We start from the raw sequence: 23000 nt of genomic DNA, 5'->3' as shown, positions 1-23000 counted from the left end.
CGGCGCGATGAGCTTGTGATTGCTCCGTTCGAGTGAATAGGCTCGGTCCGGCCCGCACCGCCGGGCCCCGCACGCGGCAACGCCGAACCCTGCCCGCCGCGTTGCCGGGTCGATCACCACAACCCTGGGCGGGGACGGGGGAACCAGGTACGTCGCCGTCCCCCACGGCTAGGGGTGAAGTCGCCCGAACCGGCTCCGACCGGCAGACGGCGGCCGGGCCTCCCTCCGGGTCCGAACCCGACAGCTCACCTCGCAGGCGTGCGGAGAGGATCGAGCATGCTCTTCACGGGTTCCGGGCGTCACCGCAAGCAGAGCCAGGCGGAGAAAGCCGCCGAGCGGGCCATCGCCGCGGCCGGCGTCGTCGGTGTCGGCATCGCACTGCCACTGCTCACCGCGACGGGTGCACAGGCCGCGCCCAGCGCGGTCTGGGACCGGGTCGCCGACTGCGAGAGCGGCGGCAACTGGAGTCTCGACTCGGGCGACGGCATGTACGGCGGTCTCCAGATCACCGCCCAGCGCTGGGTCGACTACGGCGGCACTCAGTACGCCCAGCTGCCCAACGGCGCCACCCGCAGCCAGCAGATCGCGGTCGCCGAACGCATCCTGGCCACCGAGGGCCCGCAGCCGTGGGCCTCGTGCGCCGACTCGTCGGACCTGCGCGTGGCCAGCGCCCCCGGCGTGGTGGACACCAACGACTCGGCGGACGAGTCGGGTGCGCTGCGCGGTGCCCGCGGCGCGGCAGCCGCCAACACCGCCTCGGACGGCACCGTCGCCGCCCCGAACGCCGCCCCGATCTTCTCCGGCCTGCCCGGCTACGACCCGGTGTCCCACGTGTACTGGTACCAGAAGAACGGCGGCTGGTTCTGGACCAGCCACCAGAGCCTGTACGAGCGCTACATGCAGCTGACGCACCCGCAGCCGCCGACCGCTGCACCGTCCCCGACCACCACTCCGGACGCGCAGGTCCCGACCACTCCGGCCACCCCGGTCGTCCCGGCACCGCCGACCGACCCGAGCACCGCCCCGAGCCCGAACCCCACCACGCCCTCCGACGGCAAGAACGGCAACGGAAGCGAGCACGGGAACGGGAACGGCACGGAGAACGGCAACAGCAACAACGGCACGGGCAACGGCCAGGGGCAGGACCAGGGCCAGGGCGAGACCGGAGGCGGAAACGGAACCGGCGGCAACCAGTCGCCCGCACCGACCACCTCGCCGACCGCCCCGAACACCGACCCGAGCCAGGCGGTCGGCACGCAGCAGCCGAGCACGTCCACGCCGCCCACCAGCAGCCCGTCGGCCGCCGACACCCCGGCGGCCGGCACCCCGGCCGCCCAGCCGTACACCGTCGGCCCGGGTGACACGCTGGCGAAGATCGCCCGCACCCACGAGCTGGACGGCGGCTGGACCGAGCTCTACAACGCCAACAAGCAGGTGCTGGGCGAGAACCCGGACCTGATCCGGCCGGGCCAGGTGCTGAACCTGGGCTGAGGACTGCCCGGCCGGGCCGCCGTCACTTCGGGGCGGCGGCCCGGCGCGGTGCAGGCCACCGCGGTGCAGGCCGCCGCGGTGCTCCCCCGACGGAATCCCTGACGAGGCCGTCGCCCGTCCCCGGTGCCCACCCACTCCCGCTCAGGCGATCACTCCGGCGGCGCGCAGCAGCCAGCGGTTGGCGGCGCCGACCAGTCCGGCGCGGTCCAGAACCCCGATCACCTTCTGGGCCATCTCGATCTTGGTGCTGCGCCAGTGGGGGTTGGCCCGGGCGACGGCCCTGCCGACCTTCGGGTCGAGGCCGACGGCGGCGTAGACCCGGGGGTGGATCAGCGCGGTGGTGGCGAAGTAGATGACCACTCCGAGGAACAGCTGCTCCCACCGGCGCTGCAGGAACCCGAGCCGCTTGCGGACGAGTTCCTCGCGGGCGTAGCTGATGTGTCGGGCCTCCTCGATGACGTGGATCCGGGAGACCTGCCGGGTGAGCGGCTGGAGGCTGTCGTCGTTCATCATTTCGCGCTGGAACGCGTCCAGGATCTCTTCGACGTACATGGTGCCGCCGAAGGTCTGGCTGTGGGTGGAGATCGCCTTGAACAGCCGGCCGAGGTTGTGGGCGACGAATCCGGCGCCGTACGCGGGGGCGCCCATCTTTTCGATCATGCGGGCGAACATGATCGAGTGCCGGCATTCGTCGGCGATCTCGGTGAGCGCGTACTGGACGTGGTTGCTGGTGGGGTCCCGGTCGAAGGCGTGCCGCAGCAGCATCTGCATGAGGATCTCCTCGAACCAGATGCCGACGCTGGCGACCGAGGCGACCTCGTGCTTGGAGAGTTCGATGCGCTCGCCCTCGGTCATCCGCTCCCACAGGTCGGTGCCGTAGAGGGAGAGGTGGCGGGGCGGGCAGTAGTAGGCGCCGGGGACGGGGTCGGCGTCCCAGTCGACGTCCTTGAGCGGGTTGAACGAGAGCTTCGCGGAGGAGGCGAGCAGGCGTTCGGCGGTGCGTTCCCGGTCCGGGGCGGTGCGCTCGCGGTCGGGGGCGCCGGGGGTGACGGCGGGCTGGGGCGGCATGCCGGCTCCTTCGCGGTGGGGCGGAGTCGAGGGTGGGATGGTGCCACTGCCGCGAAGGTAGAAGTTATTAGACTGTCCGTCAATACACTGCGCACAAGGAGGCGCAGACCGTCGGCCCGAGGGTCCGTCAGCCCCGCCAGCCGACCGGATCCGCCCATGCCGCCAGCACCCGTCCGCTGACGAAGCGCCGCGGCGTGCCGTCCACGGGGTCGGTGAACTCCAGCGAGCGCGCCAGCAGTTGGAGCGGGCGCCGGTAGTCCTCCGAGTCCTGTTCGGGCAGCAGCGCGGGGTAGATCGGGTCGCCGAGGATCGGCAGGCCCAGCCCGTTCATGTGCACCCGCAGCTGGTGGGTCCGGCCGGTGCGCGGGGCGAGCCGGTAGCGGCCGAGGCCGTCGCGGGCCTCCAGCAGCTCGACCCGGCTCTCCGCGTTGGGCTCGCCCGGGACTTCGTAGGCGTCCAGTCGGCCGTGGTCCTTGACCAGTCGGTTGCGCACCGTGGTCGGCAGGGTCACCGCCGGGTCGTGCGCGGCGATCGCCTCGTACGTCTTGACGGCCTCCCGCCGTTCGAACAGTCCCTGGTAGGCGCCCCGGCGGGCGGGGTCGGCGACGAACAGCACCACGCCCGCGGTGAGGCGGTCCAGGCGGTGCGCGGGGCTGAGCCGGGGCAGGTCGAGGTCGCGGCGCAGCCTGGCGAGCGCGGTCTCGGTGGCGTGGCGGCCGCGCGGTGTGGTGGCCAGGTAGTGCGGCTTGTCCGCGACCACGATCCGCTCGTCGCGGTACAGCACCTCGACCGGGAACGGCACCACGGGTTCGGGCGGCCCGGGCTCCCGGTGGAACCAGACGTGGCCGCCGGGCCGGTAGGGCTCGTCGGCGGTGACCGGTCCGTCGGGGCCGACGAATTCTCCGGCGTCGAGCATCACCGCGATCCGCCCGGGGCCCGCGGCGGTGCCGTAGCGCTCCTCCAGGTAGGCCCGGACGGTCGGCCACCCGCCGTCGAGCGGCAGGCGTACGTGGACGGGGTCGATGCCCTCGCGCTGGGGCAGCGGGCTCAGAGGGGCGGGGGGCCTACGCGCCATCGGGCGCCGCCCGGAGGTCGGTCCGACGGGTGCACATCCGACCCACGATAGCGGGCGCACACCCGTCTGGGCGCGGGCGGCCCGGCGTGCGACGATGGCAGGGCGGTACCCGCCCCCGGAACGGCAGGTGGCCAGATGGACACCGACAAGCAGGGCAATCAGCGGACCCGCCCCACCTCTCCCATCGCGGAGGGCGGTGCGCAACTGCCGGACGGCCTGCTGGCCATCCCGGTGGCGACGGCGCTGGTCGCGGCCGACGGCCGGATCCTGCACTGGAGTCCGGACGCGGAGACGTTGCTCGGTTTTCCCGCCGAGCAGGCGGTGGGCGCGCGCGCCGCGGACCTGCTGGTGGGGGCGGACCGGCGCCCGGAGGTGCTGGAGCTGTTCTCCCGGATCCTCAGCGGGAAGCCGTTCTCGGGGGTCTTTCCGGTCCGACACCAGGACGGGCACCTGGTGCGGCTGGAGTTCCGGACCTATCCGATCGTCGGCCCGGACGGCGCCCCGATGGTGCTGGCGGTGGCCTCCGACGTCAGTTCGGTGCGCAGGCTGGCCTCCGACCTGGCCATTCTGGACGGTTTCTTCACCCAGTCCCCCGTCGGCATGGCGGTGTTCGACACCGAATTGCGGTTCGTCCGGTTGAACGACGCGCTGGCCGGGTTCAACGGGGTGCCGCGCCGGCAGAGCATCAGGCGGCGGCTGACCGAGGTGCTGCCGAGCATCGACGGGCAGCAGGTCGAGGCGATGATGGCCCGGGTGCTGGCCGACGGCGAGTCGGTGCTGGACGCCCGCACGCACGGCTGGACGCCGGCCGACCCGGATCGCGAGCACGCCTGGTCGGTGGCGTGTTTCCGGCTGGACCAGCCGGACGGCAAGGTGCTCGGCGTCTGCGTGACGGTCGTGGACATCACCGACCGTTTCGAGGCGGAGATCGCCGCGGAGGCCGCCCAGCAGCGGCTGGCGCTGCTGAACGACGCGTCCGCCCAGATCGGCACCACCCTGGATCTGGCCACCACCGCCCGTGAGCTGGCCGAGACGGCGACGCCGCGGCTGGCCGACACCGTGGTGGTGGAGGTGCTGGAGTCCTTGGTCCGCGGCGAGGCCGTCGGGCTGCCGGACCGGTCCGACGGGTCGGCGGTGCTGCGCCGGCTGGCGTTCCACACCGTGCCCGGCAGTGGGATGTGGTCGATCGGCCCGGTCGGTGCGGCCGGTGCGGTCGGCGCGGTGCAGCGCTATCACCCGGGCAGCCCGTTCGCGTGGGCGCTGGCCCACGGTCGGTCGGTGCTGGTGCCGGACACCGACGACCCGGCCATGGAGTGGTTCGCCGACGATCCGATGCGCACTGCCGCGATCCGGGAGCAGGGGGTGCGGTCGTTCATGGTGGTGCCGCTGATCGCTCGCGGTTCGGGGATCGGCACCGCGACGTTCCTGCGTTCGCACAGCGCGCCCCGGTACGGCGATTCGGACGTGGCGCTGGCGGCCGAGCTGTCGGGGCGGGCCGCGGTGTCGATCGACAACGCGCTGCTGTACACCCGGGAGCGGGACGCCGCCGAGCAGCGCCAGCGCGCGCTGGAGGCCGCCGAGACCGCCCAGCAGCGGCTTGCCCTGCTGAACGAGGCGTCCACCCGGATCGGCACCACGCTCGACCTGCATCTCACCGCACAGGAGCTGGTGGACGTGGTGATCCCCCGGTTCGCGGACTTCGTCACGGTCGACATCCGCGAAGCGGTGATGGCGGACGAGGACCCGGAGCCGGTGCCCGAGTCGGGTTCGGTGCTGCTGCGGGCAGTGGCGATCGGCGAGCGCACCGACGACGGCGAGGGCAGCCGCGCCAAGTTGGTGGGCGCGGCGGACGAGATCGGCGAGGCCTCGCATTCCGCGCACCTGTACGCGCACGCGATGCGCACCGGCCGGTCGGTGCTGGTCCCGCACGTGGACGAGTTCGCGCTGCGGCGGATCGTCACCTATCCGGAGCGGGTCCAGCCCAGCCTGGACGCAGGTCTGCACTCGTACCTGATGGTTCCGCTGCTGGCGCGCGGGCAGGTGCTGGGCGGGGTGGAGTTCGCGCGGATGGCCAATCCGGAGGCGTTCACGGCGGCGGACCTGGCGCTCGGCGAGGAGTTGGCGGCCCGGGCGGCGGTGTGCATCGACAACGCCCGGCTGTACCGGCGCGAGCGGGACACCGCGCTGACCCTGCAACGCAGCCTGCTGCCGCAGGACGTGCACCGCACGCCGGGGTTGGAGATCGCGCACCGCTATCTGCCCTCGACGGTGGGCGACGAGATCGGCGGCGACTGGTTCGACGTGGTGCCGTTGACCGGCGGCCGGGTGGCGCTGATCGTCGGCGACGTGATGGGCCACGGCATCCGGGCCGCCGCGACCATGGGCCAGCTGCGGACGGTGGCGCGCACCCTGGTGACGCTGGACCTGGATCCGGCGCGGGTGCTGCGCCGGCTGGACGATGCGACGGCGCAACTCGGCGAGGGCCAGTTCGCGACGTGCGTGTGCGCGGTGTTCGACCCGGTGGACGAGGAGTGCGTCCTGGCGTCGGCGGGGCATCTGCCGCCGGTGGTGTCCGAGCACGACGGGCAGGCGCGGCTGGTTCAGCCGCCGCCGGGCGCGCCGTTGGGCGTGGGCGGGGTGCCGTTCGAGTCGATCCGGTTCCCGCTGCGCGAGGACGGGCTGCTGGTGCTGTACACGGACGGGTTGGTGGAGCGGCGCGGCCAGGACCTGGACGAGGGCTTGGAGTTGCTGCGTGAGACGGTGACGCACCGTCAGGGCACGCTGGAGCGGGGCTGCGACGTGGTGCTGGACGCGCTCGGGGCGACGATGGGCCAGGACGACGTGGCGGTGATCATGGCGCACGCGGGCCCGGTCGGCGACGACCGGCTGGCGACGCTGCCGCTGTCCGGCGACCCGGCGCTGCTGCGGCACGCCCGGGACTTCACCCGGCGGACGCTGACGGGCTGGGGCCTGACCTCGCTGGTGGAGCCGGTGGTGCTGCTGACCGGGGAACTGCTGACCAACGCCCTGATGCACGCCGGTTCACCGCTGCAGCTGCGGGTGTTCCGGGGGACGCTGCTGACGGTGGAGGTGTCGGACGCGGACAGCCGGGAGCCGCGGCTGCGGCCGTCGACTCCGCACGACGAGGGCGGTCGGGGCATGCAGCTGATCAACGAGTTGGCGCACCGCTGGGGCAGCCGGGCGACCCGGGACGGCAAGGTGGTCTGGTTCGAGATGGAACTCCCAGCCCGCTGATCCGATCGTCATACTGCACCCCCTCAACTCCCGTGCCCGACGCGCAAATCGACAGTGCCGGGACCAGGTAGGGCATCCGGCGGTACCTCGATCACCCGTCACGGCAGTCGCGTTGCCCCGGGCGGGTGACGACACGACCGAAGGCGCGCGTCGCGGGTCGGACCTCCCCCAGGATCGGTCGCGATCGGTCGTGTTCGGCGCCAACCATGGAGGAATCGATGCGTTCCAGCATTGCCAAGCTCACCACCGCCACCTTCCTCACCGGGCTCGCCCTGTTCGGCACCGCGGGCACCGCAGCCGCGCACGAGCACGGGCACCACCACGAGCACGGGCACCACCACGAGCACCCGCACGGGGCGATCGCCTTCGGCGGCGACTCGGTGGCGATCGACGGCGACGCAGTGGCGGTCGAAGGCGACGCCTGGGCCGTGCACGGCAACGCGCTGGCCGTCGACGGCGACGCGGTCGCGCTGGACGGCAGCGCCGCCGCGCTCGGTGGCGACGCCTGGGCCACGGGCGGCGACGCGCTGGCTGTCGAGGGCGACGCCGGTTCCCACGGCGGCAGCGCGCTCGCGGTCGACGGGGACGCCTTCTCCGCGGAATGAGCTGTGCCGGTTCCGCCCCACCGGGACGGGCCGACCAACGGCAGCACGGCCGGGCGGTGTCCTCGCGACCCGCCCGGCCGTCCTGTTCGACCCGGCGACGGCTAGAGCGGGGTGACGTAGGCGCCGGAGATGCCGCCGTCCACCAGGAAGGTGTTGGCGGTCATGAAGGAGGAGTCGTCGCTGGCCAGGAAGGCGACCGCGGCGGCGATCTCCTCGGGTTCGGCGAACCGGCCGAGCGGGATGTGCACCAGCCGGCGGGCGGCCCGTTCCGGGTCCTTGGCGAACAGCTCCTGCAGCAACGGGGTGTTGACCGGCCCGGGGCACAGGGCGTTGACCCGGATCCCCTCGCGGGCGAACTCGACGCCCAGCTCGCGACTCATCGAGAGCACGCCGCCCTTGGAGGCGCTGTAGGAGATCTGCGAGGTCGCCGCGCCCATCACCGCCACGAAGGACGCGGTGTTGATGATCGAGCCCTTGCCCTGCCGTCGCATGTGCCCGATCGCGTACTTGCAGCACAGGTAGACGGAGGTCAGGTTGACGTCCTGGACGCGCTTCCACGCCTCCAGCCCGGTGACCAGGATCGAGTCGTCGTCGGGTGGCGAGATGCCGGCGTTGTTGAACGCCACGTCCAGGCTGCCGTACCGCTCGACGGCGGTGTCGAACAGCGTGCGGACCTGCTCCTCGTCGCTCACGTCGGTGCGTACGAACAGGCCTTCGACCTCTTCGGCGGCCTTGGCGCCGGTCTCCTCGTCGATGTCGGCGCACACCACCTTCGCCCCCTCGGCGGCGAAGCGGCGCACGGTGGCCAGGCCGATGCCGCTGCCCGCGCCTGTGACGACGGCCACCCGGCCGGCGAGTCGCTTGGTCATGGGGATCATTCCTCCGTCGCGATGAAGACGTTCTTGGTCTCGGTGAAGGCGTGCAGGGCGTCGGGGCCGAGTTCGCGGCCCAGACCGGACTGTTTGAAACCGCCGAACGGCGTCCAGTACCGCACCGAGGAGTGCGAGTTGACGGACAGGTTGCCCGCCTCGACGGCGCGGGCGACGCGCAGCGCCCGGCCCACGTCGCGGGTCCAGATCGAGCCGGACAGGCCGTACTCGGTGGCGTTGGCGATCCGCACCGCGTCGCTCTCGCCGCGGAACGGCACCACCGCGACCACCGGCCCGAACACCTCCTCGGTGAACGCCCGGTGCTCGGGCGCGATCGGCGCGAGCACCGTCGGCGGGTACCAGAACCCGGGGCCCTCGGGTGCGCTGCCGCGGAACGCCACCTCGGTGTCGCCGTCGACGTACGAGGCGACCCGCTGCCGGTGCGCGGCCGAGATCAGCGGCCCCATCTCGGTCTTCTCGTCGCCCGGGTCGCCGACCCGCACCGCGCGCACCGCGTTCTCCAGCCTGGCCATGAACGCCTCGTACACGCTCGCCTCGACCAGGATCCGGGAGCGGGCGCAGCAGTCCTGCCCGGCGTTGTCGAACACCGCGTACGGGGCGGTGGCCGCAGCCTTCTCCAGGTCGGCGTCGGCGAACACGATGTTCGCGCTCTTGCCGCCCAGTTCCAGCGTCACGGGTTTGACCTGGGCGGCGCAGCCGGCCATCACGGCCTTTCCGACGGCGGTGGAGCCGGTGAACACCACCTTGCGGACGTCGGGGTGGGTGACGAAGCGCCCGCCGACCACGGGCCCGCGGCCGGGCAGGACCTGCAGCACCCCCTCCGGCAGCCCCGCGCGCAGGGCGAGTTCGGCGAGGCGCAGCGCCGTCAGCGGGGTGAGTTCGGCGGGTTTGACGATCACCGTGTTGCCTGCGGCGAGGGCGGGTGCGAGCGCCCAGGCGGCGATCGGCAGCGGGAAGTTCCACGGGACGATCACGCCGACCACGCCGAGCGGTTCGTGGAAGGTGACGTCGAGGCCGCCTGCGACCGGGATCTGACGGCCGAACAGCCGCTCGGGCGCGCCGGCGTAGTACTCGATGACGTCGCGCGCGTTCCCTGCCTCCCACCGCGCGTTGCCGATGGTGTGGCCCGCGTTCGCGACCTCCAGTGCGGCCAGGTGCTCGCGGTCGGCGTCCACTTCGGCGGCGAACCGGCGCAGCAGTCGGGCCCGGTCGCCCGGGCTGACGGCCCGCCAGCTCTCGAACGCGGCCTTGGCGCGGGCGATCGCGGCGTCGGTGGCCCCGGTGCCGGCCAACTCGACGGTGGCGATCACTTCCTCGGTGGCGGGGTTGACCACCTGGTACGGATCGGGCTGGTCGGTCACGGCGCTCTCCTCTGCTGTGGGGTCCCGTGGCGGTGTCCGCGCTGCGGCATCGGCGTGGGCGCCCGCCCTGTGCTGTCCGCGCTGCGGTGTCCGGTGGTGGCGCTGCCGGGGCGGCGCCGAGCCTCCGCGCTCACAGCCGTTCGAAGCCGCGACGGCGCTCCCAGTCGGTGACCGCGGCGTCGTAGGCGGCGAGTTCCACCCGCCCCGCGTGGGCGTAGTGCCGGACCACGTCCTTGCCGAACGCCGCGGTGGCGACCTCGCTGCGGTCGAACCGCTCGATCGCCTCCCGCAGGGTGGCGGGCACTCTCGGGGCGTCCGAGGCGTAGGCGTTGCCGGTGAACTCCGGCTCCAGCGGCAGTTGGTGCTCCACGCCGTGCAGCCCGGCGGCGATCAGTGCGGCCACGGCCAGGTACGGGTTGACGTCCCCGCCGGGTACCCGGTTCTCGAACCGCAGCGACCCGCCGTGCCCGACCACGCGCAGCGCGCACGACCGGTTGTCGCGGCCCCAGGCGATCGCGGTCGGGGCGAAGCTGCCCGCCACGTAGCGCTTGTAGGAGTTGACGGTCGGGGCGAGCAGCAGCGCGAGTTCGCCGAGGCAGGCGAGTTGCCCCGCCAGGAAGTGCTCCATCGTCGGGGAGAGCCCGCCGGGCTGCCCGTTCTCGGTCTCCCCCGCTCCGCGCCGGGGGAACACCGGGCGGTCCTGCTGGTCGCGCAGACTCAGGTGGATGTGGCAGGAGTTGCCCTCCCGCTGGTCGTACTTGGCCATGAAGGTGAGGCTGACGCCCTCCTGCGCGGCGATCTCCTTCGCTCCGGTCTTGTACACGGCGTGGTCGTCGCAGCAGGCCAGCGCGTCGGTGTAGCGGAACACGATCTCGTGCTGTCCGAGGTTGCACTCGCCCTTCGCCGACTCCACCGCCAGCCCGGCGCCCGCCATCCCGGTGCGCAGCCTGCGCAGCAGCGGCTCGATCCGCCCGGTGCCGAGGATCGAATAGTCCACGTTGTACTGGTTGACGGGCGTGAGGTCCTGGTAGTGCTTCTCCCAGGCCCGCTCGTAGCTGTCGCGGAACACCATGAACTCCAACTCGGTGCCCACGTAGGCCCGCCAGCCGTACCCCGCGAGCCGGTCCAGCTGACGGCGCAGCACCTGGCGGGGCGACACCGCGACGGGGCTGCCGTCCTGGTGGGCGAGGTCGCACTGCACCATCGCCGTGGCGGGGTGCCAGGGAACCATTCGCAGGGTCGTCAGGTCGGGACGGAACACCAGGTCGCCGTAGCCGGTCTCCCAGGAGGAGACCGTGTAGCCGTCCACGGTGTTCATCTCCACGTCCACCGCCAGCAGGTAGCCGCAGCCCTCGGCACCGCCGGCCAGCACCTCGTCCAGGAAATACTGCGCCGCCAGCCGCTTGCCCTGCAGCCGCCCCTGCATGTCGGTGGCGGCCAGCACCACGGTCTCCACGGCGCCTTCGGCCACCAGGCTGCGCAGGCGCTCCACCGTGAGTCGCGCGTCGGTCATCCGCCCCTCCACTTCCGCCGCCCGGGCGCGTCCCGGCAGCCCTGCGCGGCTGCCGGGACGCCGACCACCACGGCCCTGATGATCCCGCCCCGGACCTGCCCGCACCAGTGGCCGCGCGCGTGTCACGGAAAACTGATTCATCGTCAGAACATCATCCTTCCAAGCAATATGACGCATCATCAGCTTTCCGATCGACCTCTCCACTCCCTCTCTCACCTCGGCGGCAACCCGGCACCGGCAGCCACGCGTCGGCACTGACGCGGCGTGGTCGACCTCCGGCAGCGGACCGGAAATCGCTTGCGCCGGGCGGGGCCAGCTGCTTCGGTGCCGCGTGCATGCTCATCGCCCTGCCGTTCCTCCCCGTTGGAGTTCACCACCCGTGACATTCCGTCTGACCGCCCTCACCGACGCCGTCCCGGCGGCGCTCTCCCGCCGACTCACCTGGCTGGCGACCGCGCCCGACGGCACTCCGCTCGGATCCGCCGTCCTTTCGCTGTTCACCTCGCCCGGCCAGGCCCATCTGTCCTCTCTGACGCTGAACGTCCACCCCGCCGAACGCCGGCGCGGTGTCGGCTCGGCGCTGCTGTCCGCGGCCGCTGCGGCAGCAGCCGAGGACGGCCGCGGATCGATGCTCGCCCAGGCAGTCGAGGGCTCCCCGGGCGACGCCTTCCTCGCCGCGCGGGGTTTCGAGCGGGCGCTGATCCTCGACTACGCCCGGCTCGACCTGACCGGTCCCACCGCCCCGTCGGCCGCCGACGAAGCTCCGCTCCACCCCGGCTACCGGCTGATCTCCTGGGTCGGCAGTTGCCCGGACGAGTGGCTGGCCACCTTCACGGTGTCGCGCACCGCCATGGACGACATGCCGATGGGTGACACCGTCTTCGGTCTGATCCTCTGGGACGAGGCCCGCGTCCTCGCCGTCGCGAAGGCAGTCGCCGACCGGGGTGAACTCCTGCACACCGTGGCCGTGGTGGAGGAGGCCACCGACACCGTCGTCGGCTTCACCGAGCTCGTCCTTCCGGCCGACCGCTCGGGCGACGCCCAGCACTACGGCACCGGTGTGCTGCCCGCCCACCGCCGCCGGGGTCTCGCCCGGGCCATGAAGGCCGAGAGCATTCGCTGGGCCCGCGCCGAACAGCCCGGAATCACCGGTCTCCTCACCGACACCGCCGACCACAACGTCGGCATGATCACCGTGAACCGGGCCCTCGGCTACCGCACCACGCACCGCTCCATCGAGTTCCGCCTCCCGCTCCCGTCCTGACGTCCGGTCAACCCGCCTGCCGCACGGCGACCTCCGCCGTCTCCGCGGCCGCCCACCGGGTGCCGGCGGAGACGACCAGTGTCGACCCGGCGACGAAGGCCAGCACCGTCGGCCAGTCCGGCGATCCACCCCGGGCGAGACCCTGCACAGCCCACTGCGCCAGTGCCCAGACGGTGACGGCCAGGCCGGCGACCAGGAGAAGGGGCCGCCAGGCCCCGCTGATCGCGGCTCGTGGTCGAGCCCTGCCGGCCAGGCGTATCAGCACTCCGTCCACGGGCCGCAGGACCGCCAGCAGGAGGCAGAACAGTGCGGCCAGCACCAGGATCCAGGCAGGCCGCCAGGCCCACCAGGCTCCCGAGCCCACCATCGGCTCGGGAGCCAGGTCGGTCAGGTAGAAGGCGGCGCCCGCGGCGAGGACCGGCACCATGTGCCACAGGTAGAGCGTCATGCTGATCCGGCCGAGAGAATCGACGAAACGCATTCGGCGTGCCGACCGCAGCGCCCGCTCCGCGAGCGGTGCCGGCAACAGGCACAGGCCGCACTGGGCGAACAGCCAGGCCAGCATCGCCAACGAGGGCGGATCGGTGTTGGACACCTCCTCACCGGTGACCAGCACCAGGCTGACGGGGAACGGCCCGAACCGGACCAGCGCCGCGTAGCCCGCCGCGCCGCCCACAACCAGAACGGCCCCGAACCACGGGCGGGTCGTCGGCCCGCCGCCCTTCCAAGCGAAGCCGAGTTGATACGCGACCGCCCACACGAGCAGGTAGTTCAGCCGCCCCAGCTGCCCTGCCCAGTCCGTGCCGGCGCCGAGAACCACCAGGTCGACGCCGACGGCCGCAACGGCCGTCACCGCCACGGAGCGAAGACCCCACCGCCGGTACACCGCGTACAGCCACGGTGTCAGCGCACTGATCGTCAAATAGACCGGCAGGAACCAGAACTGCATGGCCAGCGCCCAGCCGATCATCCCCAGCAGTGCCGGGTCCGCGCCGAAGGCCGCGGCGATCAGCAGGCCGCCCAGCGCCGGCACCAGGTACGCGCCGGTGGGCAGCAGCAACCGCAGGGCCCGCCCACGGATCCAACCGGCGGCTGTGCCGCCCTCGGCGTGGCAGGCGCTCCAGGAGCCGGCTGCCGCGTAGCCACCCGCCAGGAAGAACACCGGCATGATCTGGAAGACCAGCGTCAGCCGCTGGGTCCACGGCACGGCGGCCATCAACTCGGGTGCCGCCAACGACCCGTCGGGCCCCCGTTCCAGTGCGGTGATCAGCCAGTGCCCGACCACCACCAGCACGATCGCCGTTGCCCGCAGCAGGTCGACATACCCGCTGCGCACCGACGTTCCCGTCACGTCGATCCCCTCTCCCCGTTGTCGGTCATCATCTCCGTTCGCCGATCACACCCGCCCCGTCCGGCGCATCGCGGTTCAGCGACAGGCCTCACCGTCGGGCCGCCTCGGCCATCCCCGTCTGCGTCTCCGGTCCCCGTCCGACCTGGGTGTCCGGTGCCGGTCGTTTCCCCAGGTCCCGACCAGGTCGGGGTCAAACCCTGGTCAAGGGTGCGGTGAGCGGGGTTGCCGTGCCCCTATCCTGGTCGAGTAAGGACAGACACCTCGTTCGGTGAGGCGTCTTCACGGACACAGGCCACTGATCCCACCCGTCGAGAGACGCTCCGGATCAGGACAGGTCTCCCCGGCCCAAGGGGTGACCCCAAGTGGCTTCCCCTGACCGGGGACACGCCGTGGAGTGCCAAAGCTCTGACGAGTAGGGGTGCGCCGGGCTCTCGTGGCCCGGTCGCCTGCCGCGCGCCCACGAGTGGAACTCGTCGGCCAAATCGGGAGGAGGCGAGAGATGGACTGCAGTAGTCCGGGGCACGATCAGCCCCTTCCCGATTCGTCCTCGCCGTTGTTCTGCGGTTCGAGGCAGTTCCTCCTTCACTGACTCCGTGATCTCGCTCGGCCGAGCGCCGTCGATCGCCCGACCTACCGTGGGTCCGGCTGTCGCTGCCCTACGGTCTGCCCGCCTCCACGGCCGCACCTGACAGCGGTCCGGCCCGGTGCGGTCCGGCGGGCACCGCGGTGCCCTGTCACGGCTTCCCTCCGCCATGCCGTGGGCGGTCGACGGCCCTTCGCCGTCGACGCCACGCGGTGGGACCGCCTGCGCCCGGGCCGCCGGATCGGCCCTCGGGCCCGGCCCGGACCGTTTCCGCCGGGCCGGGTCGGTCTCGACCGGGTCGGCCGCTGCGCGCCTGGTCCCGCCGAAACCGGTCCGGGCCGTCGGAGCGGGCCGGTCGCGGAAGTCGGCCGGAGTCCATGAGGAGCTGCCTCCAACCGCCCGTCGGTCCCGCCTCGCCGGGACAGAGGGGTGTTCGCCATGGCCACCAACACACTCTTCAGTTCAACCACCTCCAGAATCCGCGACCGCCGGACCAACCTGGGCCACCGCACCGTCGCCGACCGTGCCGTGCGCTCCTCCCTCGTCTCGCTGGCGGGCCTGATCGGAGCGCCTGTCACCAATCAGGCAGGTGCCGAGGTGGGCCGACTCGCCGACGTCGTCGCCCGGCTGTACGGCCCCGAGCCGTACCCGCCGATGACCGGTCTGATCCTGCGGATCGGACGCCGCCGGGCCTTCCTGCCGGCCGACGCGATCGGACGGCTCGCCGCCGGACAGGTCCGTCTGAGCGCCTCCCGGGTCGACCTGCGGGACTTCCAGCGTCGCCCCGGGGAGGTGTTGTTGGCCCGCGATGTGTTGGACCACCAACTCGTCGACGTGGACGGCGTCCAGGTGACTCGGGCCGCCGACCTGTACCTGGCCCCGCTGGTGGGTCGGGTCGTCCTGGTCGGAGTGGACGTCTCCCTGCCGACGCTGCTGCGCCGGCTCGGCCCCCGCCGCTGGCAGGCCCGGCCGACACCCGAGCGGGTCCTGGACTGGCAGTCCGTCGCCCCGTTCGGCGAACAGGCCACCGACGGCCCGGCGGAAGTCCGGCTGCGGGCCTCGCGATCCGCGCTGCACCGACTCCGCCCGGCCGATCTGGCCGACATCCTGGAGGACCTCGGTCGCAGCGAACGCCACCAGCTCCTGGACTGGCTGGAGCCGGAACACGCCGCGGACGCCCTGGAGGAGATGGTGCCCGCCGAGCTCGAGAACCTGCTGCGCGAGGCCCACCCGGAGGACGCCGCACGGCTGGTCGACGCGATGGAGCCCGACGAGGCCGCCGACGCACTGCGCGATCTCGCGCCCAGTGAGCGGGAGACCCTGCTGGAGCGGATGCCCAGCGAGGAGGCCGCCGAACTCCGAGGCCTGCTCTCCCACCGGGAGGGCACCGCCGGTGGAGCCATGACGACCCGTCTGGTCACCGTCCGGATGGAGCAGACCGTCTCCGAAGTCCGCGCCGAGCTGGCCGCCCAGGCCGAGCACCGCGCCGAGATCGACGCCGTGGCGGTGCTCGACGCCGACGGACGGCTGATCGCCGACCTCCCGCTGTTCGAGCTGGCGGTGGCCGAGGACTCCACCCGGATCGCCGATCTGGCGGACTGGCTGGCCCAGTTCGGCGCACCGGTGACGCTCGCCCCGGACACCCGGCTCGCCGAGGCTGCCGACCGGCTGATGGCCGCCCGCAAGTCCTCCCTCGTGGTGGTCGGCGAGGACGGACGGCCGCTGGGCCGCATTCTCGCCGACGACATCATCGACGCTCTGCTGCCCGACCGCGGGCGCCTGCACCTCCGGAGGTTCCGCCAGTGAACGCCCACATCGACCCCATCGCCGCCGACGCCGTCGGCTCCGCCGCTCTGCAGGCCGCTTCGGCCCCGGCCGGCCTCGCGCCGGCCGAACCGGGCGTCACCGCGGGACTCTCCGGGCCGACGGCCGCGCCGGCACCGCCACCGGGTCGCCGGCGCGGGCTGCGCCGACTCGCCGCTCTGGCGATGATCGCCGGGCCGGGCCTGGTCGCCGCGAACGCGGGCAACGACGCCGCCGGCATCGCCACCTATGCCTCGGCCGGATCCCAATTCACCTACGGCACGCTGTTCTTCATGGTGCTGGTCACCATCGCGCTGGTGATGGTCCAGGAGATGGCCGTCCGTCTCGGGGCGTACACCGGCAAAGGCCTCGGTGCCCTGATCCGCGAGCAGTTCAGCCTCCGGCTGACTGCCCTGGCGGTCGGTTGTCTCCTGTTGGCGAACACCGGACTGGTGGTCAGTGAGTTCGCCGGGATCGGCGCGGCCTTCGAGCTGCTCGGCGTGCCGAAGTGGGTGGTCGTCCCGCCGGCCGCCGCGCTGCTGTGGGCGCTGGTGCTGTTCGGCTCCTACCGCTGGGCCGAGCGGATCTTCCTGGTGATGTCGCTGGCGTTCTTCGCCTACCCGATCGCGATGATCCTCGGCCACCCGCACTGGGGCGAGGTCGGCAAGAACCTGGTCGTTCCGCATCTCCAGCCGTCCAGCGACTTCATCCTCCTCGCGGTGGCCCTGATCGGAACCACCGTCAGCCCGTACATGCAGTTCTACGCCGCGGCCGGGGTGGTGGACCGCGGAGCGAAGCCCGAGGACTACAAGCTGATCAGGGCGGACGCCGTTCTGGGGGCGGTGTTCGCCTGCATCATCAGCCTGACCATCATCGTGGCCACCGCCTCGGCGATCGGCGGGACCGGTCCGCTGCAGTCCGCGGCCGAGGCCGCCCGGGCGCTGGAGCCGGTGGCAGGCCCCGGTGCGGAACTGTTGTTCGCCTTCGGCCTGCTGGGCGCGTCCGCCCTGGCCGGCGCCGTGGTTCCGCTGTCCGCCAGCTACGCGATCGGCGAGGCCGCCGGAGTGGAGCGCTCGGTCTCCCGGCGGTTCCGCGACGCACCGTTGTTCCTCGGCGTGTTCACCGCACAGATCGCCCTCGGCGCCGTCGTGGCCCTGACGCCCGTCGACGTCATCCAGCTGCTGATCGGCACCCAGGTGCTCCAGGGGCTGATCAGCCCGATCGTGCTGGTGTACCTGCTGGTGCTCACCAACCGCCGCTCGCTGCTCGGCGATGCCGCGAACAGCCGCCGGTACCGGATCGCCGCGACCACAGTGGTGGCCGGCGTGGCGCTGATGTCCACCGTCCTGCTGGTGCAGACCGTGCTCGGCTGGTTCGGCCTGGCCTGATCCTGCACCCCACCCGCACCGCAGCGGCAAATGCCGGAGCACAGCGCGCCATCCGTTCGTCCTGCGCATGCATATCCTCCTCTGCCGGGGACGTCGGCCCGTGGCCGGCGTCCCGCGCCGAAATCCGGTTGTCCGCCCGGCGATCGCCCTGCGAGGCTTTGCGTCCATGTCCGCCAATGAAACGCCGACCGCCCTTGCCGCCTTCTTCACCGATGGCCGTCTGACGTCCATTCCGCGCAAGCCGGCCCGTCGCACCGCCCTGCTCGACCATCTCGCGCAGTCCCTGTTCGAGCCCGACCGTTCGTACAGTGAGCGTGAGGTCAATGAGGCGCTACTCACCGTCCATACCGACACCTCCATGCTTCGCCGCTATCTGATCGAGGCTCAGTTGCTGACCCGCACCCGCGACGGGTCCAGCTACCGCCGGGCCGGGGCTCCCGCCGGCCCGGCTGCTCAGCCGCCCGCCGCATAGCGCCAGAACTCCCGCATCAGCGGCGGCGGGGAGGGGTTGGTCATCGCCCGCTGGGTGAGCAGGATCGTCACCAGCCCGGTCATCGGGACCAGGTGGGCCGCCGTTCCGGTGCCGCCCACCCAGCCGTACCGGCCGGGCACGTTCCACGGCTCGCGCCGCTCCACGTCCACCGATCCGCCGTAGCCCCACCCCTGGCCCTCCAGGAACAGCTCGCTGTGCGCACGCTGCCGCTCCGTCAGGTAGTTGGTGGTCATCTGCCAGACCGCGCCCTCGGACAGGACGTGCCTGCCGTCCTTGGCCCGGCCGCCGGACACCAGCATCCGCTGGAACGCGAGGACGTCGTCCAGGCTCGACACCAGGCCACCGGCCCCCGACGGGAACGCCGGCCGTGTGCTCCACTGGCCGCCCGGCGGGTCCGTCACGGTCAGCGTCCCGTCCGGGTTCGGCCGGTACAGCGGACCGAGCCGGCCGGCCTCGCCCGATGGTGCGGAGAAGCCCGTGTCCACCATCCCCAGCGGTTCGAACAGCCGCTCTGCCAGCGCCTCGTCGAGCGGCTGTCCGGTCGCCCGCGACACCAGCACACCCTGGAGGTCCGAGCAGATGTTGTACAGCCACGCCGCGCCCGGCTGATGGAGCATCGGGATGTGGGCCAGCATCGCCAGCCACTCGTCCGGTGGCACCACCTTCTGGGGCTGGGGCGGTCCTTGGAGCAGCTCGTCCGTCAACGGGACCACCGCCGGCAGGGAGAAGTCCGCCGGAAAGCCGTACCCCGCCCGGGACTCGAGAAGATCCCGCACCGTGATCGGTCGCGCGGCCGGCACGGTGTCGGTGACCGGGGACTGCGGTGTTCGCACCACCTGCCGATCGGCGAGCTCCGGCAGCCAGTGCTCGACCGGGTCGTCCGGACCGAAGACGCCGTCGTCGACCAGTTGCAGCACTGCGGCGGCCGTCATCGGCTTCCCGATCGACGCGATCCGGACCAGGGACTCCCTGCTCAGATCGCCCGCCGTGGCGACCTCCGTCGCCCCTCCGCGCTCCACCAACGCCACCGCGCCCGCCACCGTGCCGTCCGCGACCCGGCGCTCCAGCATGCTCTGCAGTTCACGCATGGTGATCTCCTTCCAACTCCGGCGCGACCTCCGCGCCTTCTGTTTTCCGTGGTGTCCGGAGTGTGCCCGGCCGCCGCGACGCCTTCTCATGACATTCGGCTATCCGTTCCTCACCGATCAGTTGATGGCCCATCAGCCGATCGGTTGACCCCGACATCCACCAACAGGAGATTTCCGCAATCGCGAGCATCGATGCCGATGACGTCGCCCGATCACCCGGGTATGTTGGCAAACACCACACTGATCGCACACGTCCCGGGAGGCAGTGGTGTCCCAGCTCGTCCTGATGATGTCCGTGTCACTCGACGGCTGTTTCGAGGGCCCGGGCGGCGATCTCGGCTGGCAGTTGGTCGACGACCAGTTGCACGAGCACTTCAACCACCGGCTGGCAGCAATGAGCGGCTTCCTCGACGGCCGCGTCACCTACCAGTTGATGGCGGACTACTGGCCGACCGCCGACCAGGATCCGGCCGCCACCCCGCCCATGGTCGAGTTCTCCCGCATCTGGCGTGACATGCCGAAGACCGTCTTCTCCCGCACGCTCACCCACGCCGACTGGAACACCACGATCGCCCGCGCCGTCGACCCTCAGGCGATCACCGCCCTCAAAGCCGCCTCCGCATCCGACCTCGCGGTCGGCGGCGCCGTCCTCGCCGCCGAGATGCGGCGGCTCGACCTGATCGACGAATACAGCCTGTACGTCCACCCGGTGGTCCTGGGCCGCGGCCGACCACTGTTCCCGCCGTCCGACACCCGGACCGACCTGGTCCTCGCCGAAAGCCACACCTTCGACAGCGGTGTCACCATGCTCAAATACCGGCGCCCCTGACACGCGGCGCTCCACGACCAGGTGCCTGCTCCGGAAACGGGGCACGCCGACCCCGCCCGCCCGGTGGAGGTCCGGGCGAGCGGGGCCGACGGCCGGTGCTCAGCCTTCGATACGGTGCTGGGTCCAGAAGGACGTCAGGTCCACGGTCGTCGCGGCCTGCGCGGCGGCCTTGAACTCGGCGGTGGTGGACACCCCGTACCAGTGTGCTGCCGCGTAGTCGTGCAGCAGCGTGGTCATCGCGGTGTCACCGATGGTGCGACGCAGGTCGTGCAGGGCGCACTTGCCGTAGCCGTAGATGACCGTCGAGTACCGGGAGGAGTTGGCGTCCCAGTAGGCCATCGAGTTGGTGATCTTCTCGGCGGAGGAGGCCCAGGAGACACTGCTCCAGCAGTTGGTGCCGGAGCTTCCGAGGGCGAGGTCGGTGGCGTAGTCGGTGAACGCCTCGTCCAGCCAGGGGCTGTTGTACTCGTCGTCGCCGACGATGCCGTACCACCACTGGTGGCCGATCTCGTGGGTGAGGGCGGTGGTGGAGACCAGGTCGAGCACGAAGCCGGGGTACTCCATGCCGCCGAACCAGAAGTTGTTGTCGATCACCGCGTCCAGTTCGCCGTAGGGGTAGGCGCCGAAGCGTGCGGCGTGCGAGTCGACGGCGGACTTGGCGGTGGTCAGCATGGACTGCGCACTGGAGGAGCTGATGCCACTGACGGAGTACACGTTGACGGCGACGCCGCCCGGCGAGGTCCCGGAGATCTTGGTGAACGGACCGGCCGCCCAGGCGAATTCGCGGACGTTCTTGGCAGTGGCGGTGGTGACGGTCCGTCCGCTGCTGCCGGGGGTGTCCACCGAGGTGCCGGTCGCGGGCACGAGCAGGCTGCTCGGATGGTCGAGGGCGACCGTGTAGTCCGACGCCAGCGTGTAGAACGACTCGCCGTTGTTGGTGTACGGGTCGAGGTGCCAGCCGGCCGCGTCACGGACGGCGAGCACGGGCAGGGCGTTGCCGATGAAGTTGAACGATCCGTCGCGTCCGAACCGGTCCGCGCCGGAGGGGACGGCGATGGACAGGTCGAAGCCGACGCTGCCGCCCGCACCCTGGGCGAGCGGCGCGGGCAGGGTGACCTTGAGCGCGGTGCAGCCGACGGTGAGCGCAGCGGCGGTGCCGCCGGTCAGGTTGCTGACGGTGATCGGCGTCGTGGGGCAGCTGCCGTGGTAGTTGTCCCACAGCCGCAGGTACACCTCGGTCAGCGGGGTTGCCGAGGGGTTGGTGAAGCCGATGCTCTGATGACCGGACCAGTTGGCGCCACTGGCGTCGCTGGTCAGGTTGACGGTGTACCCGGTGGGCGCGGGAGTGCGGGTGGCGTCGGTGGGCGGCGGAGTGGTGCCGCCGCCCGAGACGTCGAGCGCCACGTCGTCCAGCACGAAGCTGGTCTGCAGTCCGGAGTCCTCGACGCCGCTGAACGAGATGCTGACGGTCTGTCCGGCGTAGGCGGACACGTCAAAGGTCTTCTTCGCATAGCCGGCCGCCGCATCCAGGTTGGAGTAGGTGGCGAGCGTGGTGGTGCCGATCTTGGCAGTGAGTTTGTCGTACGCCGTGGTCTTGCTGGTCTCGGCCGTGTCCACGTGCAGCCAGAAGCTGAGGCTGGCGCTGGTGCAGCCTGCGGGCAGGGTGACGGTCTGGGCCAGCGAGTCGGTGTGGGCCGACCCGTAGCCGTTCAGCCAGGCGAAGAACGTTCCGCCGTGGGCGCTCTGGCCTCCCCCGCTGGTGACCACGCCGCTGGACGAAGTCCACGGCGTGGTGCCGGACTCGAATCCGCCGTTCGCCACCACCTGGGTCGCTGTGCAACTCGCGGCCGCCGTAACACCGTTGCCCTGTGAGGCCTGGGCGGTGGCGGCGGTCAGGGTCGCGGTGCCGGCCGCAACGAGCACGGTGGTGCTCAGCAGCGCGGCGGCGCGGGTGGCGAGGACGCGGAGTCTGTCGCTCATCGGTGCTCCTCTCGGTCGCCAGGGTCTGTGGGGGCCCTGGGCCGAGGGGCAGATTGCCAGCAAACTCTCAGAATTGATAGGTGCATGCCATAGATCGTTACGGCGCCCCACCTGCCATCAACCTCCGTGGAATGCGCCTCAATTGGGCAAAATCCCGCCGAAGCGCCGAGGGTCGGCGCCCCGTCCGGGGTCGGAAACCGACTGCGCCCGCGCGGGCGCCGGGGACTCCTGCCGCAGGCGCTGCGCGGGGCCGGGTCGAGTTCGTCGATCGCTTCGGTGACGCGGGCGACGGGCCCTCCGGGAACAGTGTCGCCCGGGAAGCGCAGTTCGGCGGCGCAGGAGAGGGCTTCCGGCGGCGCGGGGCGTTGCGGGTGCGGCACGGCGCGTCGGCGTGCCTCCGGGGCGGAAGGCGGTGCCGCGTTCGCTCTCCGGGCGGTCGAGGCGCTGCCCCCGACCCGGTGCCGTTGGCGGCGCACCCGCTCGGGGGGCGGTTTTCGGCCTTCCGGGTGACAGTGGAAGACGGTCGCCACGGGTTGGGTACCTGTGGGGTCGGGACCGAGCGGCCTGAGGGCGGCGGATGGGAGCGGGTTTGTGAACACCTGGGCAACCTGGACCACGCAGGGCATTCTGTCCGGCCACGGTGGAGTGAAGACCGTGGAGATCGGCGTCATCACCGGCGATCTCACGGTGCACACCATGTGGATCGAGGGCGAGGCGCGACTGACGGTGCAGTACAGCGGGGCACTCGACTGGTTCACCGTGGAGGGCAGCCCGGTGACTGCGGCCGACGAGGCGGCGGCGCGCGAGGTGCATCAGCACATGGTGGAGGCAGTGAAGACGGGCGGCGGCGCGACCGCCCCGCAGTCCTGACTCCGCCGAACCCGGGTCGCGCAGTCGGCTGTGCCGCGACCCGGGTTCCGGGCTGCCCGGATCCGGCTCTTCCCGTTCGGCTTCGCCCTGCCC

Annotated in this window: 17 protein-coding genes and 2 riboswitches; of the genes, 9 read left to right on the top strand and 8 right to left on the bottom strand. The window is 71.9% G+C overall.

Features of this window, described 5'->3' with window-relative positions; translation table 11 throughout:
• Positions 1–104: 104 nt before the first annotated feature.
• Positions 105–273: riboswitch (cyclic di-AMP (ydaO/yuaA leader) on the top strand.
• A 3-nt stretch (positions 274–276) separates the two neighbouring features.
• Positions 277–1491 carry a transglycosylase family protein gene (locus CG736_RS33570; RefSeq protein WP_100589903.1) on the top strand — a complete coding sequence of 405 codons (1215 nt, stop codon included), beginning with the start codon at positions 277–279 and terminating at the stop codon, positions 1489–1491.
• Positions 1492–1632: 141 nt separating this feature from the next.
• On the opposite strand, the gene CG736_RS33565 is transcribed toward CG736_RS33570, so the two are convergent.
• Both CG736_RS33565 and CG736_RS33560 read right to left on the bottom strand, forming a co-directional pair.
• On the bottom strand, positions 1633–2559 hold the full coding sequence (locus tag CG736_RS33565; protein WP_100589902.1) for a diiron oxygenase: 927 nt from the start codon (positions 2557–2559) through the stop codon (positions 1633–1635).
• 127 nt (positions 2560–2686) lie between these two features.
• Positions 2687–3634 (bottom strand): pseudouridine synthase, encoded by a 948-nt coding sequence (locus tag CG736_RS33560; protein ID WP_100589901.1) that lies wholly within the window; start codon positions 3632–3634, stop codon positions 2687–2689.
• Positions 3635–3769: 135 nt separating this feature from the next.
• Here CG736_RS33560 and CG736_RS33555 point away from each other — a divergent pair, with 135 nt between their 5' ends.
• Both CG736_RS33555 and CG736_RS33550 read left to right on the top strand, forming a co-directional pair.
• On the top strand, positions 3770–6889 hold the full coding sequence (locus tag CG736_RS33555; protein ID WP_100589900.1) for a SpoIIE family protein phosphatase: 3120 nt from the start codon (positions 3770–3772) through the stop codon (positions 6887–6889).
• Positions 6890–7107: 218 nt separating this feature from the next.
• Positions 7108–7494 carry a hypothetical protein gene (locus CG736_RS33550; RefSeq protein WP_157815831.1) on the top strand — a complete coding sequence of 129 codons (387 nt, stop codon included), beginning with the start codon at positions 7108–7110 and terminating at the stop codon, positions 7492–7494.
• A gap of 101 nt (positions 7495–7595) precedes the next feature.
• On the opposite strand, the gene CG736_RS33545 is transcribed toward CG736_RS33550, so the two are convergent.
• From CG736_RS33545 to CG736_RS33535, 3 genes are all read right to left on the bottom strand, one after another.
• Positions 7596–8372, bottom strand: a complete 777-nt coding sequence (locus CG736_RS33545) for a 3-oxoacyl-ACP reductase (RefSeq protein ID WP_100589898.1) — start codon at positions 8370–8372, stop codon at positions 7596–7598.
• A complete protein-coding gene (locus tag CG736_RS33540) occupies positions 8369–9745 on the bottom strand; it encodes an aldehyde dehydrogenase (RefSeq protein WP_100589897.1) in 1377 nt (458 codons plus the stop codon). Before CG736_RS33540 ends, CG736_RS33545 begins: the two co-directional genes overlap by 4 nt.
• Positions 9746–9875: 130 nt before the next feature.
• Complete coding sequence (locus CG736_RS33535) at positions 9876–11258, bottom strand: glutamine synthetase family protein (RefSeq protein WP_100589896.1); 1383 nt, start codon at positions 11256–11258, stop codon at positions 9876–9878.
• A gap of 379 nt (positions 11259–11637) precedes the next feature.
• Between CG736_RS33535 and CG736_RS33530 the strand changes: the two genes are divergently transcribed.
• Positions 11638–12522: a GNAT family N-acetyltransferase gene (locus CG736_RS33530; RefSeq protein ID WP_100589895.1), complete on the top strand. Its 885-nt coding sequence runs from the start codon at positions 11638–11640 to the stop codon at positions 12520–12522.
• Positions 12523–12529: 7 nt separating this feature from the next.
• Here CG736_RS33530 and CG736_RS33525 read toward each other — a convergent pair whose 3' ends face one another.
• A complete protein-coding gene (locus CG736_RS33525; protein WP_157815830.1) occupies positions 12530–13873 on the bottom strand; it encodes an acyltransferase in 1344 nt (447 codons plus the stop codon).
• A 253-nt stretch (positions 13874–14126) separates the two neighbouring features.
• Positions 14127–14298, top strand: a riboswitch (M-box (ykoK) riboswitch).
• A gap of 596 nt (positions 14299–14894) precedes the next feature.
• Between CG736_RS33525 and CG736_RS33520 the strand changes: the two genes are divergently transcribed.
• The 3 genes from CG736_RS33520 to CG736_RS33510 all read left to right on the top strand — a co-directional run bounded on the left by CG736_RS33520 (position 14895) and on the right by CG736_RS33510 (position 18119).
• Positions 14895–16262 carry a magnesium transporter MgtE N-terminal domain-containing protein gene (locus CG736_RS33520; RefSeq protein ID WP_100589924.1) on the top strand — a complete coding sequence of 456 codons (1368 nt, stop codon included), beginning with the start codon at positions 14895–14897 and terminating at the stop codon, positions 16260–16262.
• Positions 16259–17647, top strand: a complete 1389-nt coding sequence (locus CG736_RS33515) for an NRAMP family divalent metal transporter (RefSeq protein ID WP_232734356.1) — start codon at positions 16259–16261, stop codon at positions 17645–17647. The genes CG736_RS33520 and CG736_RS33515 overlap by 4 nt, the downstream gene beginning before the upstream one ends.
• Positions 17648–17813: 166 nt before the next feature.
• Positions 17814–18119: a DUF2087 domain-containing protein gene (locus CG736_RS33510; protein ID WP_100589893.1), complete on the top strand. Its 306-nt coding sequence runs from the start codon at positions 17814–17816 to the stop codon at positions 18117–18119.
• Here the strand turns inward: CG736_RS33510 and CG736_RS33505 are convergent.
• Complete coding sequence (locus CG736_RS33505; protein WP_100589892.1) at positions 18101–19228, bottom strand: serine hydrolase; 1128 nt, start codon at positions 19226–19228, stop codon at positions 18101–18103. The two genes, CG736_RS33510 and CG736_RS33505, sit on opposite strands and share 19 nt — an antisense overlap.
• Before the next feature lie 268 nt (positions 19229–19496).
• Here CG736_RS33505 and CG736_RS33500 point away from each other — a divergent pair, with 268 nt between their 5' ends.
• Positions 19497–20057 carry a dihydrofolate reductase family protein gene (locus tag CG736_RS33500; RefSeq protein WP_100589891.1) on the top strand — a complete coding sequence of 187 codons (561 nt, stop codon included), beginning with the start codon at positions 19497–19499 and terminating at the stop codon, positions 20055–20057.
• Positions 20058–20156: 99 nt separating this feature from the next.
• Here CG736_RS33500 and CG736_RS33495 read toward each other — a convergent pair whose 3' ends face one another.
• Complete coding sequence (locus CG736_RS33495) at positions 20157–22037, bottom strand: M1 family aminopeptidase (protein ID WP_100589890.1); 1881 nt, start codon at positions 22035–22037, stop codon at positions 20157–20159.
• 591 nt (positions 22038–22628) lie between these two features.
• On the opposite strand from CG736_RS33495, the gene CG736_RS33490 reads away from it, so the two are divergent.
• Positions 22629–22907 carry a hypothetical protein gene (locus CG736_RS33490; protein ID WP_100589889.1) on the top strand — a complete coding sequence of 93 codons (279 nt, stop codon included), beginning with the start codon at positions 22629–22631 and terminating at the stop codon, positions 22905–22907.
• The last annotated feature ends 93 nt before the right edge of the window (positions 22908–23000 follow it).

The sequence above is a fragment of the Kitasatospora sp. CB02891 genome (genome assembly GCF_002803145.1).
Classification (GTDB): domain Bacteria; phylum Actinomycetota; class Actinomycetes; order Streptomycetales; family Streptomycetaceae; genus Kitasatospora; species Kitasatospora griseola.
This window is presented reverse-complemented; position numbering and strand designations above follow the sequence as displayed.

Bases quoted from the DNA above. Each gene is read 5' to 3' on its own strand.
- CG736_RS33535 (WP_100589896.1), bottom strand. From the start codon at position 11,258: ATGACCGACGCGCGACTCACGGTGGAGCGCCTGCGCAGCCTGGTGGCC.
- CG736_RS33520 (WP_100589924.1), top strand. From the start codon at position 14,895: ATGGCCACCAACACACTCTTCAGTTCAACCACCTCCAGAATCCGCGAC.
- CG736_RS33545 (WP_100589898.1), bottom strand. From the start codon at position 8,372: ATGATCCCCATGACCAAGCGACTCGCCGGCCGGGTGGCCGTCGTCACA.
- CG736_RS33560 (WP_100589901.1), bottom strand. From the start codon at position 3,634: ATGGCGCGTAGGCCCCCCGCCCCTCTGAGCCCGCTGCCCCAGCGCGAG.
- CG736_RS33555 (WP_100589900.1), top strand. From the start codon at position 3,770: ATGGACACCGACAAGCAGGGCAATCAGCGGACCCGCCCCACCTCTCCC.
- CG736_RS33565 (WP_100589902.1), bottom strand. From the start codon at position 2,559: ATGCCGCCCCAGCCCGCCGTCACCCCCGGCGCCCCCGACCGCGAGCGC.
- CG736_RS33550 (WP_157815831.1), top strand. From the start codon at position 7,108: ATGCGTTCCAGCATTGCCAAGCTCACCACCGCCACCTTCCTCACCGGG.
- CG736_RS33570 (WP_100589903.1), top strand. From the start codon at position 277: ATGCTCTTCACGGGTTCCGGGCGTCACCGCAAGCAGAGCCAGGCGGAG.
- CG736_RS33505 (WP_100589892.1), bottom strand. From the start codon at position 19,228: ATGCGTGAACTGCAGAGCATGCTGGAGCGCCGGGTCGCGGACGGCACG.
- CG736_RS33495 (WP_100589890.1), bottom strand. From the start codon at position 22,037: ATGAGCGACAGACTCCGCGTCCTCGCCACCCGCGCCGCCGCGCTGCTG.
- CG736_RS33510 (WP_100589893.1), top strand. From the start codon at position 17,814: ATGTCCGCCAATGAAACGCCGACCGCCCTTGCCGCCTTCTTCACCGAT.